This is a genomic window from Variovorax sp. GW821-FHT09B01 (assembly GCF_059418345.1).
Window position 1 is genome coordinate 48,342 of sequence record NZ_JBWKPQ010000024.1, and the last position, 13,847, is coordinate 62,188.

The following is a 13,847-nucleotide window of genomic DNA, read 5'->3' on the forward strand; positions in this document are numbered from 1 at the left end:
GCGGGCCGCGAAGCCTGCTGGCGCCTTCAGGACAGCCCCGGAACCGCCGCTGTCGCGGGTGCCTGGGCCAGCGCGTGGCGCATCTTCCCGGGGTCCACGCGCTCGATGTAGCGCGGGATGTTGCGCCACAGCGTGTGGTAGCCGTAGCCGCCGCGCAGCATCTCCTGGCGCGCGGCCTCCTTGTCCCAGCCCTGCAGCGCCATGCGGTAGACGGCGGAGACGACACCGGTGCGGTCGGCGCCGTGCATGCAGTGGATCAGCACCGGCCCGTGCCGTTCGGCGTCGAGGATCGCGTGCAGCGCGCGCTGCACCTTCGCATCGTCGATGTCCCAGGTGTTGATCGGCACGCGCACCAGCCGCATGCCATGGCCCGCGAACACCTTGCGGTCGTCGTTGAAGGAACGCAGGCTGACCACGGTGCGGATGCCGAGCGACTGCAGCGCCGCCACGTCTTTCGCGCGCGGCTGGGCGCTGCGGTAGAGCGTGGGCGTGAGGCGGTGCAGGTTCTCCACGCCCAGCGCATCGAGCGGATCGGCCCAGTGGTCGGGCCGCTCCACGGGCGCGGCCTGCGCCTCGCGCTGCGCCCGGCGGGCCTCGCGCATGCGGCGCACGATGTTCGCGCGGCTCATCGGCGCGGCCAGTGCCGGCGCACCAGGATCAGCGCGGCGACCGCGAGGCCGCCCCAGTAATCGACCGGCGCGCCCCACATCCAGTGCTTGTGCCAGAAGGCCTTGGTGGGGTTGAAGTTGTCCCAGCCGAAGGCCGGGTTGATGAGGAACCAGAGGAAGTCCTCGCAGACCCAGAACACGATCAGGCCCGCGAGCGCGAGGCCCCAGTCGCGCAGCTTCCAGCGGCCCGAGAAGGCCAGCGGCGAGAAGAACACCAGCGCCATGAAGGTGAAGACCCAGGCGTGGTAGCCGGTCATCGCGCGGCCGCCCCAGAAGATGTCGAGCCAGATGCTGTTCTCGATGCGCCAGGTCGGCAGCGAGGTGGCCCAGCCGGCGCCGCCCTCGATCTGGATCTCGGCGTTGGCGAAGAAGAAGGCCATGGTGACGACCCAGAGCAGGTACACCAGCGTGCGGCCCACGGTGGGCCGGTCTTCGTTGCGCCAGCTCATGCGGAGGGCCCCAGCACGCGATCGAGCACCGCGCGCGCGGCCCGTGGCTTGCCCAGCGCCTTGCTGCGCTGGGCCATGTGGGCGAGCTTGGCCGGATCGGCCATCAGCCGCGCGACCTTGTACTCGAGGCCGATGGCGTCGTAGGCGAGCCAGCCCGCGCCTTCCTCCATCAGGAAGCCGGCGTTGTGCTCCTCCTGGCCGGGGATCGGCGAGATCAGCAGCATGGGCTTGCCGAGCGCGAGGCATTCGGAGACCGTGAGGCCGCCGGGCTTGGTGACGACGAGGTCGGACGCGGCCATGAGCTTGTGCATCTCGTTGGTGAAACCTACGGCCACCACGCAGCCCGGATGGCGCGCCGCGAGGGCCTGCAGCCGACCGTGCATCTCGGCATTGCGGCCGGCCACGGCGATCACCTGGAAGCGGCCGCCGGGTTCGTCGCCGGCGCCGAGCGCGAGCACGCGCTCGACCATGCTCGAGAGATCGCCCACGCCGGCGCCGCCCGAGACCATCAGCAGCACGGGCCGCGCGGGATCGAGGCCGAGCGCGGCGGCGCAGGCGTCGCGCTCCAGCGCATCGGGTTCGGAGAAGGCGGGCATGACGGGAATGCCGGTGACGTGGATGCGCTCGGGCGGGATGCCGCGCGCGCGCAGCCGGAACGCGACCTCCTCGGTGGCCGCGAGGTAGCCGGTCATGCCCGGCACCAGCCACATGTTGTGCAGGTCGTAGTCGGTGACCTGCAGCCACACCGGATACTCGATGCGCCCGCGGTTACGCTCGCGCATCAGCAGCTCGGCCGGCAGGAAGTGGGTGCAGATCACCGCATCGGGCTTCTCGCGCCGGATCTCGCGCACCAGCGCGACGGTGCTCAGCCGCTCGATGCCGCGGCGCATGCGCTGCGAGGGCGCGTGGTGCGGCGTGACGTCGGTGCGCTGGTGCAGGTACGACCAGAGCTCGGGCGCGCGGTTCACGAGCTGGATGTACCAGTCGGTGTAGACCTTGCGAAAGCCCGCGGGCACGTGGGCCATGGCGTCGATGTGGACCGCCGGGCAGGGCGGGCTGAGGGATTGGGCGGTGGCGGCGAGGGCCTGGGCGGCCCGCACGTGGCCGTTGCCCGCGCTCACGCTGAGGATCAGGAGTTTGGTCATGTGTTCGGCGGTCTGCGCGGATTATGGCTAGGGCTTGTGGCAGTGCGGGAACCGGGGTCCGGGGCGCCGGGGTGGGCTCACGCCGACGGCGTGCTCCCCTCCGCGAATGTCCCCCGCCCTTCGGGCTCCTCCTTTATTTCGCTGCGGGGAGCACACCATCGACGTGAGCCTGGCGCAGGACGGTTGAACCGGCCAGCACAACGACTGCGCCCACGTGCACAGGGCAGTGGGTGCTTCCCGCAGCGAAATAAAGGAGGAGCCGAAGGCGGGGGACATTCGCGGAGGGAAGTACCCGCTGTCCTGTGCACGCGCCCCCGGCCGCAACAAAGAGTCAGAGCGGCGCCCGAGAAGTAACCAACCGCCCAACGCCAGAAGCGGCAAGTCCACGGATCCCTTCGAAGCCAGACTCCCGAACGATCCGCCCGTTCTCATACACAGTCTCGAGCAGATCCACCTGCCCAGGCTCCAGAACTTGCCCGGCACGTTGCGTACGCACTTCGCCATCGGCGGAAGCAGCCAGCACCAGCCGCCCCTTCTTCGAGGTCTTGCTCGTGTCGCCCACGGGCGCCTTGTAGACGTCGCGCCATTCGCCGTCGACCTGCATCGCCGAGCACTTCATCGCCCATTGCATGGTGTCGCGGTTCACCTGCTGCAGCAGCCCGCCACCCATGCCGAAGGCGATGTTCTCGGCCGAGAAGCCGTTGTGGAAGAAATTGGACAGGCACAGCCGCAACGAGTCGAGCGTCACCCCGTCGCCCTGGATGATGCGCACGTTGTTCAGCACCCGGAAACCCTTGGCATTGGTGGTCGTGCCGAAGCGCTCGGCCAGGATCTGCGCCACCTTCAGCGTCGTCTCGGCCGGGTCGCCCGAGTCGGGGCGCACCACCAGCGTCGCGCCCGAGCGGATCACCTGCTCGCGCAGCGCATCGCCCCACAGGCGGGCGCAGGCGTTGAAGATGTCGTAGCTGTCGCTCACTACCGCGAAGATCGCGCCCGGCTTGCCGAACTGCGCCACCATGTTGCGATAGGCATCGGCCTCGTGCTCGCGGCCCCAGCCCGTGATGGTGCTGTGCTCGGCCGCGGGGATCGAGAAGCCCGCCACGTCGCAGTCGTAGTAGCGGCGCGCGGCCAGCAGCGCGCTCAGCGTGTCGGTGCCCATGAAGTTGACCAGGTGCGCCATCCCGCCGAGCGCGGCCGACTCCAGGCTCGAGACCCCGCGCGCGCCGAAGTCGTGCAGCTTGAACGCGATCTGGCCCTGCGGATCGTCGCAGGTGGCCTCGAGGTAGCGCAGCAAGGTCGTCTTGGCCGCGGCCGAGACCGTCGCCACCGTGGTCGGATACCAGATCGCGCGCAGCAGCTCGGTCTCGAGGAAGCTCGTGACCCAGAAGAACTCGGGGTCGGTGTTCTCGATCGTCGCGAGCACGTTGTGCACCGGCAGCACGCTGCCCTCGGGCACCGCGCGGATGCGCACCGGCATCAGCCCGCCGTGCTTCTCGATCAGCCGCAGCCAGCCTTCGCGGTTGAAGGGCTCGCCGTGCACCGCCATCAGCGCGGCGGCCTCGTCCACGTCGTCGCGCGTCACCGGCGTCTGCAGATATTCGCGCAGATAGGCCTGCAGCCCGAAGAACAGCGAATGGCTGAAGAGCCCGCCGCGCGACTCGATGTAGCTGAACACCGTCTGCGTGCCCGGCGGGTATTGCATCCAGTGCGACACCTTGTAGGAGTCGGTGCGCAGCAGCAGGTTGCTGCCGAGGGAGGGAGAGAGCGTGCGGTTCATGTGAAAGCTCCTTTCACGGTGGCACCCGTCAACCGGGGCCGTACTTGCTGACAAGGCCCGGGGCGAGTTCTCTCAGGACTTGCCCAGGCCACCCAGGAAATGATTGGCGATGAAGAAGTGGTCTTCGTAGACCCGCTCCTGCATGCCGAGGAATTCGGCGATCGGCACCCAGCGCACCGCGGCCGCGTCGTCGTCGGCGCGCACGTCCGACAGGCCCGCCCACTGGTTGTGCGCGAGCTCGAAGAAGAAGCCGTGCGTGATGGTGCGGCCGCGCTGCGAGCGCTCGGGTGCGTCGAACACGTGGCTGCCCTTCATGCTGCCGTGGAGCACGGGCACCGGCACCTTGAGACGCGTCTCCTCCTTGAGTTCGCGCACCGCCGCATCGAGCAGCCGCTCCTGCTGGCCCACGAAGCCGCCGGGCAGCGCCCAGGTGCCGCGCCCCGGATGGAACTTGCGCTGCACCATCAGGATGTGGCCGGCCTCGACCACCACCGCGTCGACCGTGGTGTAGATCGGCGGGAAGTCGCTGCCCGCGTAGCGGTACTTGTCGCGGTAGTCGGCGAGGAAGGCGCGCTCCTCGCAGAGCTCGGCATAGTCGGCCGTCGAGGTGAAGCGTTCGAGAAAGGCCGCGCTGCCCTCGGGCAGGTCGGCGTGCGCGAGCTGGCCGCGGTTCTCGGGGTCGAAGTAGAGGTTTCGCACGTCGGTGGCGTTGAGGCTCTCGACGTTGTGCTGGCCCACGAACTCCCAGTGCGGGAACAGCTTGAGGTAGTAGCTGGAGGCGTCCTTCAGGTGCCCCACCAGCGCGACCCGGGCCTGCGCGGGCGCGAGGCCGTCCTGCAGGATCAGCCGCTCGACCGCCGACTGGATCGACGCGATCCACAGCTGGTCGTTGTAGGGCGAATCGCCGACGCCGACCACGCTCACGCGCATCTGGTCGCCGCCGCGCAGGCAGGCGCGCACCATGCGTTCGCGTTCGTCGAAGGTGAAGGGGTTCTTGACGCTGCGCGGCGTGCGGTCGGAGCCGACCACCACGATCACGCGATCGGCCGCGCGGGCGGCTTCCTCGATGAGTCTCTGGTGACCGAAGTGGACGGGCTGGAAGCGCCCGATGACGATGGCGTAGTGGTACTTGCGTGTGGTGCTCATTTGGGAATCCCCCAAAAAGGGCGCGATCAACTCGCGCTTGCCGCCACGATAGCACCGGCCTCGCAGGCGGCGCAAGCCGGACAAAAGGCTTACGCCTTGCGCGCTGGCGATAATCGGCCATGCCCGCGCCTCCTCCTTCCAACGGTCCGTCCTCCTTTCGCCGCGCACCCGCGCCGCAGTCCGCGCAGGCCTCGGCCGACGGCCCCATGCGGCTCAACAAGCGCATGGCCGAACTCAAGATCTGCTCGCGCCGCGAGGCCGACGAATGGATCGCCAACGGCTGGGTCAAGGTCAACGGCAAGCCGGCCGAGATGGGCGTCAAGGTCACGCCCGCCGACCGCATCGAGATCGACAAGGCGGCCAAGGGCCAGCAGGCCAACCAGGTCACCATCCTCATCAACAAGCCCATCGGCTACGTCAGCAGCCAGGCCGAGGACGGCCACGAGCCCGCGGTCACGCTGTTCACGCCCGCCAACCGCTGGGCCGAGGACAACGCGCGCTTCTTCTTCAACCCGCAGCAGCTGCGCGGCCTCGCGCCCTGCGGCCGGCTCGACATCGATTCCATCGGCCTGCTGGTGATGACGCAGGACGGCCGCGTCGCGCGCCAGCTGATCGGCGAGGACTCGACGATGGAGAAGGAGTACCTGGTGCGCGTGGCCTACCACGGCCTGGGCCAGCCCGCGCCCACCGGCCAGCTGGTGCGTATGGACGACGACGACCCGGTCACGACCAACGTGCAGGCCGTGTTCCCGCCCGCGATGCTCGCCAAGCTGCGCCACGGCCTGAGCCTCGACGGCCAGGCGCTCAAGCCCGCGCGCGTCGAATGGCAGAACCCCGAGCAGCTGCGCTTCGTGCTGACCGAAGGCAAGAAGCGCCAGATCCGCCGCATGTGCGAGCTGGTCGGCCTCAAGGTGGTGGGCCTCAAGCGCGTGCGCATCGGCAAGGTCATGCTCGGCAACCTGCCGCTGGGTCAATGGCGCTACCTGGCACCGCACGAGAAGTTCTGAGCCTGCGCGCGCTGAACCGCGCCACGCTGGCGCGGCAGATGCTGCTGGCGCGCCAGCGCCTGCCGGTCGCGCAGGCCATCGAGCGCCTCGCGGGGCTGCAGGCGCAGGCCCCCAATCCGCCCTATGTCGGCCTCTGGAGCCGGCTCGAGGATTTCCCGCGCGAAGCGCTGACCGAGGCGCTGCGCCGGCGCCGCGTGGTGCGGCTGTCGATGATGCGCGCGACCCTGCACCTGGTGAGCGCGCGCGATGCGCTGGCCTGGCGGCCGCTGCTCGATGCGGCGCACCAGCGCGGTCTGCTGGGCAATCACAAGCGCGCGCTCGAAGGCGTCGACCGTGCAGAGGCGCTGGCCATGGCGCGCGAGTTATTTGAGCAGCGTGCGCATACGAGTACCGAGCTCGGCCAAGCCTTGCTCGAACGCTGGCCCCGCAGCGAACCGGCCTCGCTCGCCGGCCTGATCCGCAACAACCTGCCGCTGGTGCACCTGCCGCCCGCGGGCAGCTGGAATTCGCACCAGAACGCGCTGCTGCAGCGGCTCGGCACCTGGCTCGGCAAGGAGGAAGAAGAGCAGGGCGCTGCCACGCAGGACGACCTGCTGCTGCGCTACCTCGCCGCCTTCGGTCCCGCGACCCTGGCCGATGCCGGTGCGTGGTCGGGCCTCACGGGCTGGAAGGCCGTAGCCGAGCGCCTCGGTACGCGATTGCGCCGCTTCGAGGGCCCGCAGGGCGAAACGCTGTTCGACCTGCCGCGCGCGCCGCGTCCCGACGAAGCGACGCCCGCGCCGCCGCGCCTGCTCGCCGAGTGGGACAGTCTGCTGCTCGCGCACGACGACCGCGCCCGCGTGCTCGACGAGGCGCATCGCCCGCGCGTGTTCACCCTCAACGGCATCGTGCGCGGCACGGTGCTGATCGACGGCTTCGTCGCCGGCACCTGGAAGATCGAGCGCGCGAAGGGCGCCGCCACCGCCGTGCTCGAACCCTTCGCGCGCTGGCCCTCGGCCGGGCGCGAGGGCGCCGAGCAGGAGGCGCTGCGCCTCTTGGCCTTCACCGCCGACGCGCCCGGCGAGCGCCATGCGGTGCGCGTCGCGCGGCCCGTTGCCTGAGCGGCGCCTGACCCCTCGGGCGGTACGGCGCCTAAGCACCGTCTAAGTATTCGCCCTTAGTCTGCGCCGCGGCGCAGGCACTACCGATCATCCCGTTCGCGTGCTACCTTGCGGCCCGGACCCGACGCCCCCTGGCGCACGGCCGTGCCGCAAGGCGGTGCGGCGCTTTCTGCGTGATATGAGGAGTCGCTGCGATGCGCGTTCTGCTGGTGGAAGACGATGAAATGATCGGGCGCAGCCTGAAACAGGCGCTCGAGGGCGCGGGCTGGTCGGCCGACTGGGTGCGCGACGGCGAGCTCGCGCAGAGCGCGCTCGGCGACGGCGGCTACACCTGCGTGCTGCTCGACCTGGGCCTGCCGCGCCAGGACGGCACCGAGGTGCTGCGCCGCGCGCGCGAGCGCGGCGATGCCACGCCGGTGCTGGTGCTCACGGCGCGCGACGGCCTCGATGACCGCATCCACAGCCTCGATCTCGGCGCCGACGACTACCTGCTCAAGCCCTTCGAATTCCGCGAGCTGCTCGCGCGCATGCGTGCCATCGTGCGCCGCCGCGACGGCGCCGCGCATTCGCTGGTGGGCAGCGGCGCTCTGCAGCTCGACCTCACGACGCGCGAGGTGGTGGTCAACGGCAACCGCGAGGCGCTGACCGCGCGCGAGTTCGCGCTGCTGCATGCGCTGCTCGAACGCCCGGGTGCGATCCTCTCGCGCGAGCAGCTCGAGAACCGCATCTACGGCTGGGGCGAGGAGGTCACGAGCAACGCGATCGATGTGCTGATCCACGGCATGCGCCGCAAGCTCGGCGCCGAGTCGATCCGCAACGTGCGCGGTCTCGGCTGGCGCGTCGCCGCGTGACGGCGGACAAGGGCGGCTGGCGCCGGCCGCGTTCGCTGCGCACCCAGCTGCTGCTGTGGCTCATCACGCTGCACCTCGCGGCGGCGGTGCTCACGGCCTGGTTCTCGTTCCTGGCCTACGGCAATCTGGTGCACAACGCGCTCGACGACCAGATGCGGCTGGTGGCCGAGTCGTATGCGGGCGGCGACCAGTCGCGCACGCCGCGCCTGCTGAACAGCGATGCCGTGCTCGAGCACGGCGCCTTCGTGGTGCAGATCTGGAGCCCCGACGGCAGCCGGCTGCTCAGCAGCTCCTGGCCCGACCTGCCGATGCCGCTGCAGCCGCGCCCGGGCTTCGGCGACCTGCGCACCGGGCCGCAGCCCTGGGCCCACTGGCGCGCCTTCACGGCCGAGCCCGGCACGCATGCCGACCAGCGGCGCGTGCAGGTGCTGCAGAACGAGGACTACCGGCGCCAGCGCGCCCTGCGCCGCGCGCTGCTCGAGGGCCTGCCGATCACGCTGTTGCTGCCGGTGGCGCTGCTCGCGCTGTGGCTGATCGTCTCGGCCGCCTCGCGCTCGCTGCGCGCGGTGGCGCGCGACGTGGCCTCGCAGGACGAGCGCAGTCCCACCGACCTGCCGCTGGCGCGCGTGCCCGACGAGATCGCGCCGCTGGTGGCCTCCTTCAACCATCTGCTGGGCCGCGTGCGCAGCGCCTTCGCCACGCAGCGCCGCTTCGTGCAGGACGCCGCGCACGAACTGCGCACGCCGATGGCCGCGATCGGCCTGCAGATCGAGAACCTGCGCTCGCACATCCCGGCCGGCGAGGCCACCGAGCGCTTCAACCAGCTCGAGGCCGGCGTGACGCGCGCCAAGCACCTGATCGAGCAGCTGCTGAGCCTCTCGCGCCAGGACGCGCCGCGCCGCGCGACCGCGCGCGAGGCGGTCGACATCGAGGTGCTGCTGCGCGAGAGCGTGAGCCAGCTCATGGTGCTGGCCGATGCGCGCCAGGTCGACGTGGGCTTCGAGGGCAGCATCGCGCCCGTGGTGTTCGCGCCCGCGGCCGAGCTGCGCAGCGTGTTCGACAACCTGATCGACAACGCGCTGCGCTATGCGCCCGAGGGCGGCGTGGTCGACGTCAAGCTGCATGCGGTGAGCGGCCACGGCGTGGTGGACGTGCTCGACAACGGGCCGGGCATTCCGGCCGATGCAATGGCGCGCGTGTTCGACCGCTTCTTCCGCGTGCCGGGCGCCGCCGCTGGCGGCAGCGGGCTCGGGCTCGCGATCGCGCGCACCGCGGCCGAGCGCAACGGGCTGCGCATCGAGCTGAGCAACCGCGAGGACGGACGCGGCCTGCGCGCGCGCGTGCACCTGCCGGCCGAGCCCGAGGCCGACAAGCCGTAGCAGGCCCTCACGCGGCGCGAAGTTTTTGCTCAGCCCCTGCTGAGACTCGCGGCTTAGGGCCTGTTAACCCTATTCAAGGGGTCGCGTTGCCCCGCAAAGGGGCTGGATGCAAGGCGCCCGCGCGCAGCAAGGCGTCCGCCTTGCAAGCGCGGGCAACGCCGCAGACGGCCCCTTTGCGGGGCAACCCGGAGGGAAGCTCGCCAGAGCCCGCCCCTCGGCGTTGCGCTCCTAGCGTGTGCGGACGCACACGCGTCGTCACGCGCCTTGATGGGCGGGCTCTGGCGAGCTTCGCGACCCCTTGAATAGGGTTAACAGGCCCTAAGTGAATCTCCAGGGCCGAGGGGCCGCATGTCGCGGCCATCGCGAGCCCGTTCTCAAGGAGTTCGCCATGCAGATCGCATTCTTCTCTTCGCGTCGGCTCGCCCTCATCGCGGCCGCGGGCGCCGTGGTGGCGTTGGCCCCGATGGTGGCCGCGCAGGCCGACGAGGCCGACGGTTCGGAGCACGTGCTGCAGTTCCAGTCGCAGCGCTCGCGCGCCGATCTCGCGCGCGATGCCACCGAGGCCACGCAGACCGCGACCGCCTCGCCGATGGTCTCGCAGGAGACCGCGCCGCCGATGGAGCGCGCGCAGCCCGGGCTCACGCGCGACAGCGTCAGCGCGCTCGCGGCGCAGGCCGAGCGCGAGGGGCGTATTCCGTACGGCGAGGTGGGCGCGGCCGGCGAATGAGTGCCTTCGTGCCACCTTCGGCGGTCGATTTAGGAAGTTCGTTGAACGTCGGTGAAGAAGCGCGCAACGCCCGCTAAGGCTCGCGTAACTCTTTACTCACGCTGCCCTCAGTCGGCCTGCCTAGAGTGCGTTCAGGCCTGCCGCGCGCCCGTCGGCGCCGGCACGAGGCCGGGGACAACCTGTGACCAGGAGAACACGCATGCGCACTTCTTTCAAGCTTCTCGCCGTCGCCTCCTTCGCCGCGCTCGCGGCGACGGGCGCCATCACCGCATCGGCCCAGGAAAAGATGGACGGTTCGGACTACCACCCGCTGCAGATGAATTCGCCCGCCAGCGCCGAGATCCAGGCCGCGGCCATGGCCGCCGCGCGCCCGAGCGGCACCGAGTCCATCGGTCAATCGACCAGCGCGCCCGCGATGAATTCGGTGACGCCGGTGTCGGACATCCAGGCCGGCGCCTATTCGGCTTCGCACCCGAGCGGCACCGAGTCGATCGGCCAGTCGACCTCGGCACCGCTGGTGAAGTCGGCGACCGGCAGCTGAGCGACCCGCGCTTCGGCGCCATGAAAAAAAGGGGAGGCAGCGATGCCTCCCCTTTTGTCGTTGGCGCGGTGCGCGTCGTTCAGAGCGCGCTGTCGCTGCCGCTTCCGCTGCCACCGTTGCCGCGCAGCCGCAGGCCGCGGTAGATCAGCGCGCCGATCACGGCGCCCACGATCGGCGCGACCCAGAACAGCCACAGCTGCTCGATCGCATAGCTCGGGCCGAACAGCGCCACGCCGGTGCTGCGCGCCGGGTTCACCGAGGTGTTGGTGACGGGGATCGAGATCAGGTGGATCAGCGTGAGGCACAGGCCGATGGTCAGGCCCGCGAAGTTCTGCGCCGCGCGGCGGCCGGTGGCGCCGAGGATCACGACCAGGAACACGGCCGTGAGCACCACCTCGATCAGCAGCGCCGACATCAGGTTGTAGCCGCCGGGCGAATGCTCGCCGTAGCCGTTGGTGGCGAAGCCGCCGAGCTGCGCGCCGGCCTTGCCGGTGGCGATCAGGTAGAGCAGGCCGCCGGCGACGATCGCGCCCAGCAGCTGCGCCACGATGTAGGCCGCGAGCTGCGTCGGGTTGAAGCGTCCGGCCGCGGCGAGGCCGATCGAGACCGCGGGGTTGAAGTGGCCACCCGAGATCGGGCCGAGCGCGTAGGCTCCGGTCAGCACCGTGAGGCCGAAGGCCAGCGCGACGCCCGCGAAGCCGATGCCCAGTTCCGGGAAGCCCGCCGCGAGCACCGCGCTGCCGCAGCCGCCGAAGGTGAGCCAGAAGGTGCCGATGAATTCGGCAGCCCATTTCTGCGGTGCACTGAAGTCCCTGCGTTCCATGTTCGATTTCCTCTCTCTGATGTTCTCGATGTCAACGAAAACGCCGGGGCGAAACCCGGCGCGCGCGGATTCTGGAACGGGAAAGGGAGAGCAAACCTTCGGGCGCCCGCACGGGATCGTGCAAGGCGGGCAACTGTTCACGAAAACGTCACGGTTTTCTGCGCGACGCCCGTGCTGGCGCGAAGTCAGGGGGTCACGACGATCTTGCCGAAGGCGCCGCGCGCGAGGTGGTCGAGCGCCTGCGGCAGCGCATCGAAGCCGTAACTGGCGGCGATCGCGGGGCGCAGGCCGTTGGCGTCGACGGCGCGCACGAGCTCCTCGAGTGCGCGCCGATGCCCCACGCCGATGCCCTGCACCGTGACACGGCCGAGCACCAGGCCGTAGAAGGAGGCGTCGAGCGTCGTGCCCTCGAGCATGCCGATGACCGACACCCGCGCGCCCTGCGCGCAGGCCTGCAGCGAGCGGTCGAGGTTGGGCCCGCTCGCGAGTTCGAGCACATGCTCGGCGCCGCGCCCGCCGGTCAGGCGCCGCACCTCGGCGGGCCAGTCGCTGTCGCGCGCCAGCACATGGCTGGCGCCGAGGGCGCGCGCGGCCTCGTGCTTGTCGGCGCTGCCCGAGACCACGATGGCCTGCGCCCCATGCAGCCGCGCGATCTGCAGCCCGAACAGCGCCACGCCGCCCGTGCCGTGGATCAGCACCGTCTGGCCCGCGCGCAGCGCGCCGAGCTCGGCCAGCGCGAACCAGGCCGTGAGCCCGGCGCAGGGCAGGGTGCTGGCCTCGGCCAGCGAGAGCGTGGCGGGCGCGGCCACGGCCGCCTCGGCGTCGATGAGCACGTGCGAGGCCAGCATGCCCGGCCCGGGGCCGCCCGCGGGCACGGCATGGGCGGGCCAGTGGTGGTCGATCCAGCCGTTCCAGAACGTGTTGATCACGCGCTCGCCGGGCGTGAAGCGGCGCACGCCGTCGCCGACGGCCTCGACCGTGCCCGCCATGTCCGAGCCCGGCGTGAACGGCAGCGCGAGCGGCATGCCCATGCCGTCCTCGGTCATCAGCAGGTCGCGGTAGTTGAGCGCGACCGCGCTGACGCGCACCAGGATCTGGCCGGGGCCCGGCTCGGGCAGCGCTGCCTGCACCTGTTCGAGATGGGCGCGGCCGTAGGCGGGAAGTTGCCAGCGGCGCAGGGTGGTTTCGGGCATGAAGGCCTCCGCGAAAAGAAGAAGGCCTGATGCTATTGACGCTCCAAAGGCGTCGGTGGTGGATAATTTTCCGAAATTTGTTGCCTGAAATTCGTCAATGAGCCAGCGCCTGCAAGGCATCGAGGAATTCGTCGCCGCGGTCGAGGCCGGCAGCTTCGCGCTCGCCGCGCAGCGCCTGCATGTCACGCGCTCGGCGGTCGCCAAGAGCATCGCGCGGCTCGAGGCGCGGCTGCACACGCGGCTGTTCCTGCGCACCACGCGCAGCCAGAGCCTCACGCAGGAGGGCCATGGCTACTACGAGCGCTGCCGCAACGCGCTGGCCGAGCTCGAGGCCGCCGAGGCGCTGGCCGATGCGGCGCGCAGCACGGCCTCGGGCGTGGTGCGGGTCAGCATGCCGGCCATGCTCGGGCGGCTCAAGATCGGGCCGCTGCTGCTGGCGCTGGCGCGCCGGCATCCGCAGCTCTCGCTCGAACTCGGCTTCAGCGACCGCCTCGTCGACCTCGCGGAGGAGGGGCTCGATCTCGCGATCCGCAGCGGCGATCTCGGCGACAGCACGGCGCTGATCGCGCGGCTCGTGGGCATGCAGTGGATGGTGCTGTGCGCCGCGCCGTCCTACCTGGCCGAGCGCGGCCGTCCCGAAGGCATCGAGGACCTGAAGCCGCCGCACGAGGCGGTGCTCTACGCGCGCGACGGCGCGGCCTCGGCCTGGCGCTTCCATGCCGGCGATCGCGTCGCCGAGGTGCTGCTGCCCGCGCGGCTGCGCTGCGACAGCGCGGAGGTGCTGCTCGAGGCCGCCATCGGTGGCATGGGGCTCGCGCGGCTGCCGGCCTGGCTCGCGGCCGAGGCGCTGGCGGCCGGCACGCTGGTGCGGGTGTTCGAGGAGCCACGGCCCTTCGGCTTCGCGCTGCACGTGATCCGCGCGCGCAGCCGCTACCTGCCGCTGAAGACGCGCGTGGTGATCGACTGGCTGGCCGAGCATCTTCCGCCGCTGCTGGCAACCGACTGAACCCTGTCGGCGCGCGCGCGCGCCGACGCTATCCT

14 protein-coding genes are annotated in these 13,847 nt (G+C 70.8%); 7 read left to right on the top strand and 7 right to left on the bottom strand.

All coding sequences use genetic code 11. The features are described 5' to 3' along the window. Positions 1-26 precede the first annotated feature (26 nt). The 5 genes from AC07RV_RS37820 to AC07RV_RS37840 form a co-directional block, all read right to left on the bottom strand. Positions 27-629 carry a dual specificity protein phosphatase family protein gene (locus tag AC07RV_RS37820; RefSeq protein WP_296781510.1) on the bottom strand — a complete coding sequence of 201 codons (603 nt, stop codon included), beginning with the start codon at positions 627-629 and terminating at the stop codon, positions 27-29. After that, positions 626-1,117, bottom strand: coding sequence for a hypothetical protein (locus AC07RV_RS37825; protein ID WP_093355197.1), 492 nt, complete (start codon positions 1,115-1,117; stop codon positions 626-628). Before AC07RV_RS37825 ends, AC07RV_RS37820 begins: the two co-directional genes overlap by 4 nt. Next, complete coding sequence (locus tag AC07RV_RS37830) at positions 1,114-2,262, bottom strand: MGDG synthase family glycosyltransferase (RefSeq protein ID WP_296781511.1); 1,149 nt, start codon at positions 2,260-2,262, stop codon at positions 1,114-1,116. Before AC07RV_RS37830 ends, AC07RV_RS37825 begins: the two co-directional genes overlap by 4 nt. Positions 2,263-2,593: 331 nt before the next feature. Then, complete coding sequence (locus tag AC07RV_RS37835) at positions 2,594-4,039, bottom strand: nicotinate phosphoribosyltransferase (RefSeq protein ID WP_296781512.1); 1,446 nt, start codon at positions 4,037-4,039, stop codon at positions 2,594-2,596. Positions 4,040-4,111: 72 nt separating this feature from the next. Further along, positions 4,112-5,185, bottom strand: coding sequence for a bifunctional nicotinamide-nucleotide adenylyltransferase/Nudix hydroxylase (locus AC07RV_RS37840; protein WP_296781513.1), 1,074 nt, complete (start codon positions 5,183-5,185; stop codon positions 4,112-4,114). A 206-nt stretch (positions 5,186-5,391) separates the two neighbouring features. Between AC07RV_RS37840 and AC07RV_RS37845 the strand changes: the two genes are divergently transcribed. The 6 genes from AC07RV_RS37845 to AC07RV_RS37870 all read left to right on the top strand — a co-directional run bounded on the left by AC07RV_RS37845 (position 5,392) and on the right by AC07RV_RS37870 (position 10,790). Continuing rightward, positions 5,392-6,192 carry a pseudouridine synthase gene (locus AC07RV_RS37845; protein ID WP_057593553.1) on the top strand — a complete coding sequence of 267 codons (801 nt, stop codon included), beginning with the start codon at positions 5,392-5,394 and terminating at the stop codon, positions 6,190-6,192. Further along, entirely contained in the window at positions 6,159-7,292 is a 1,134-nt protein-coding gene (locus tag AC07RV_RS37850) for a winged helix DNA-binding domain-containing protein (RefSeq protein WP_296781514.1), read from the top strand. The genes AC07RV_RS37845 and AC07RV_RS37850 overlap by 34 nt, the downstream gene beginning before the upstream one ends. A 194-nt stretch (positions 7,293-7,486) precedes the next feature. After that, positions 7,487-8,143, top strand: a complete 657-nt coding sequence (locus AC07RV_RS37855; RefSeq protein ID WP_057593551.1) for a response regulator — start codon at positions 7,487-7,489, stop codon at positions 8,141-8,143. Beyond that, the gene (locus AC07RV_RS37860; RefSeq protein WP_296781515.1) at positions 8,140-9,522 is read left to right on the top strand and encodes a sensor histidine kinase; all 1,383 of its coding nucleotides are present in this window, start codon (positions 8,140-8,142) and stop codon (positions 9,520-9,522) included. The genes AC07RV_RS37855 and AC07RV_RS37860 overlap by 4 nt, the downstream gene beginning before the upstream one ends. Before the next feature lie 388 nt (positions 9,523-9,910). After that, positions 9,911-10,249 carry a hypothetical protein gene (locus AC07RV_RS37865; RefSeq protein ID WP_296781516.1) on the top strand — a complete coding sequence of 113 codons (339 nt, stop codon included), beginning with the start codon at positions 9,911-9,913 and terminating at the stop codon, positions 10,247-10,249. 199 nt (positions 10,250-10,448) lie between these two features. Next, positions 10,449-10,790: a hypothetical protein gene (locus tag AC07RV_RS37870; protein WP_296781517.1), complete on the top strand. Its 342-nt coding sequence runs from the start codon at positions 10,449-10,451 to the stop codon at positions 10,788-10,790. Positions 10,791-10,869: 79 nt separating this feature from the next. Here AC07RV_RS37870 and aqpZ read toward each other — a convergent pair whose 3' ends face one another. Both aqpZ and AC07RV_RS37880 read right to left on the bottom strand, forming a co-directional pair. Next, positions 10,870-11,613 (bottom strand): aquaporin Z, encoded by a 744-nt coding sequence (gene aqpZ / locus AC07RV_RS37875; protein WP_093355215.1) that lies wholly within the window; start codon positions 11,611-11,613, stop codon positions 10,870-10,872. Positions 11,614-11,798: 185 nt separating this feature from the next. Next, positions 11,799-12,806 carry a zinc-dependent alcohol dehydrogenase family protein gene (locus AC07RV_RS37880; protein ID WP_296781518.1) on the bottom strand — a complete coding sequence of 336 codons (1,008 nt, stop codon included), beginning with the start codon at positions 12,804-12,806 and terminating at the stop codon, positions 11,799-11,801. 97 nt (positions 12,807-12,903) lie between these two features. Here AC07RV_RS37880 and AC07RV_RS37885 point away from each other — a divergent pair, with 97 nt between their 5' ends. Further along, positions 12,904-13,812, top strand: a complete 909-nt coding sequence (locus AC07RV_RS37885; protein ID WP_296781519.1) for a LysR family transcriptional regulator — start codon at positions 12,904-12,906, stop codon at positions 13,810-13,812. Positions 13,813-13,847 lie beyond the last annotated feature (35 nt).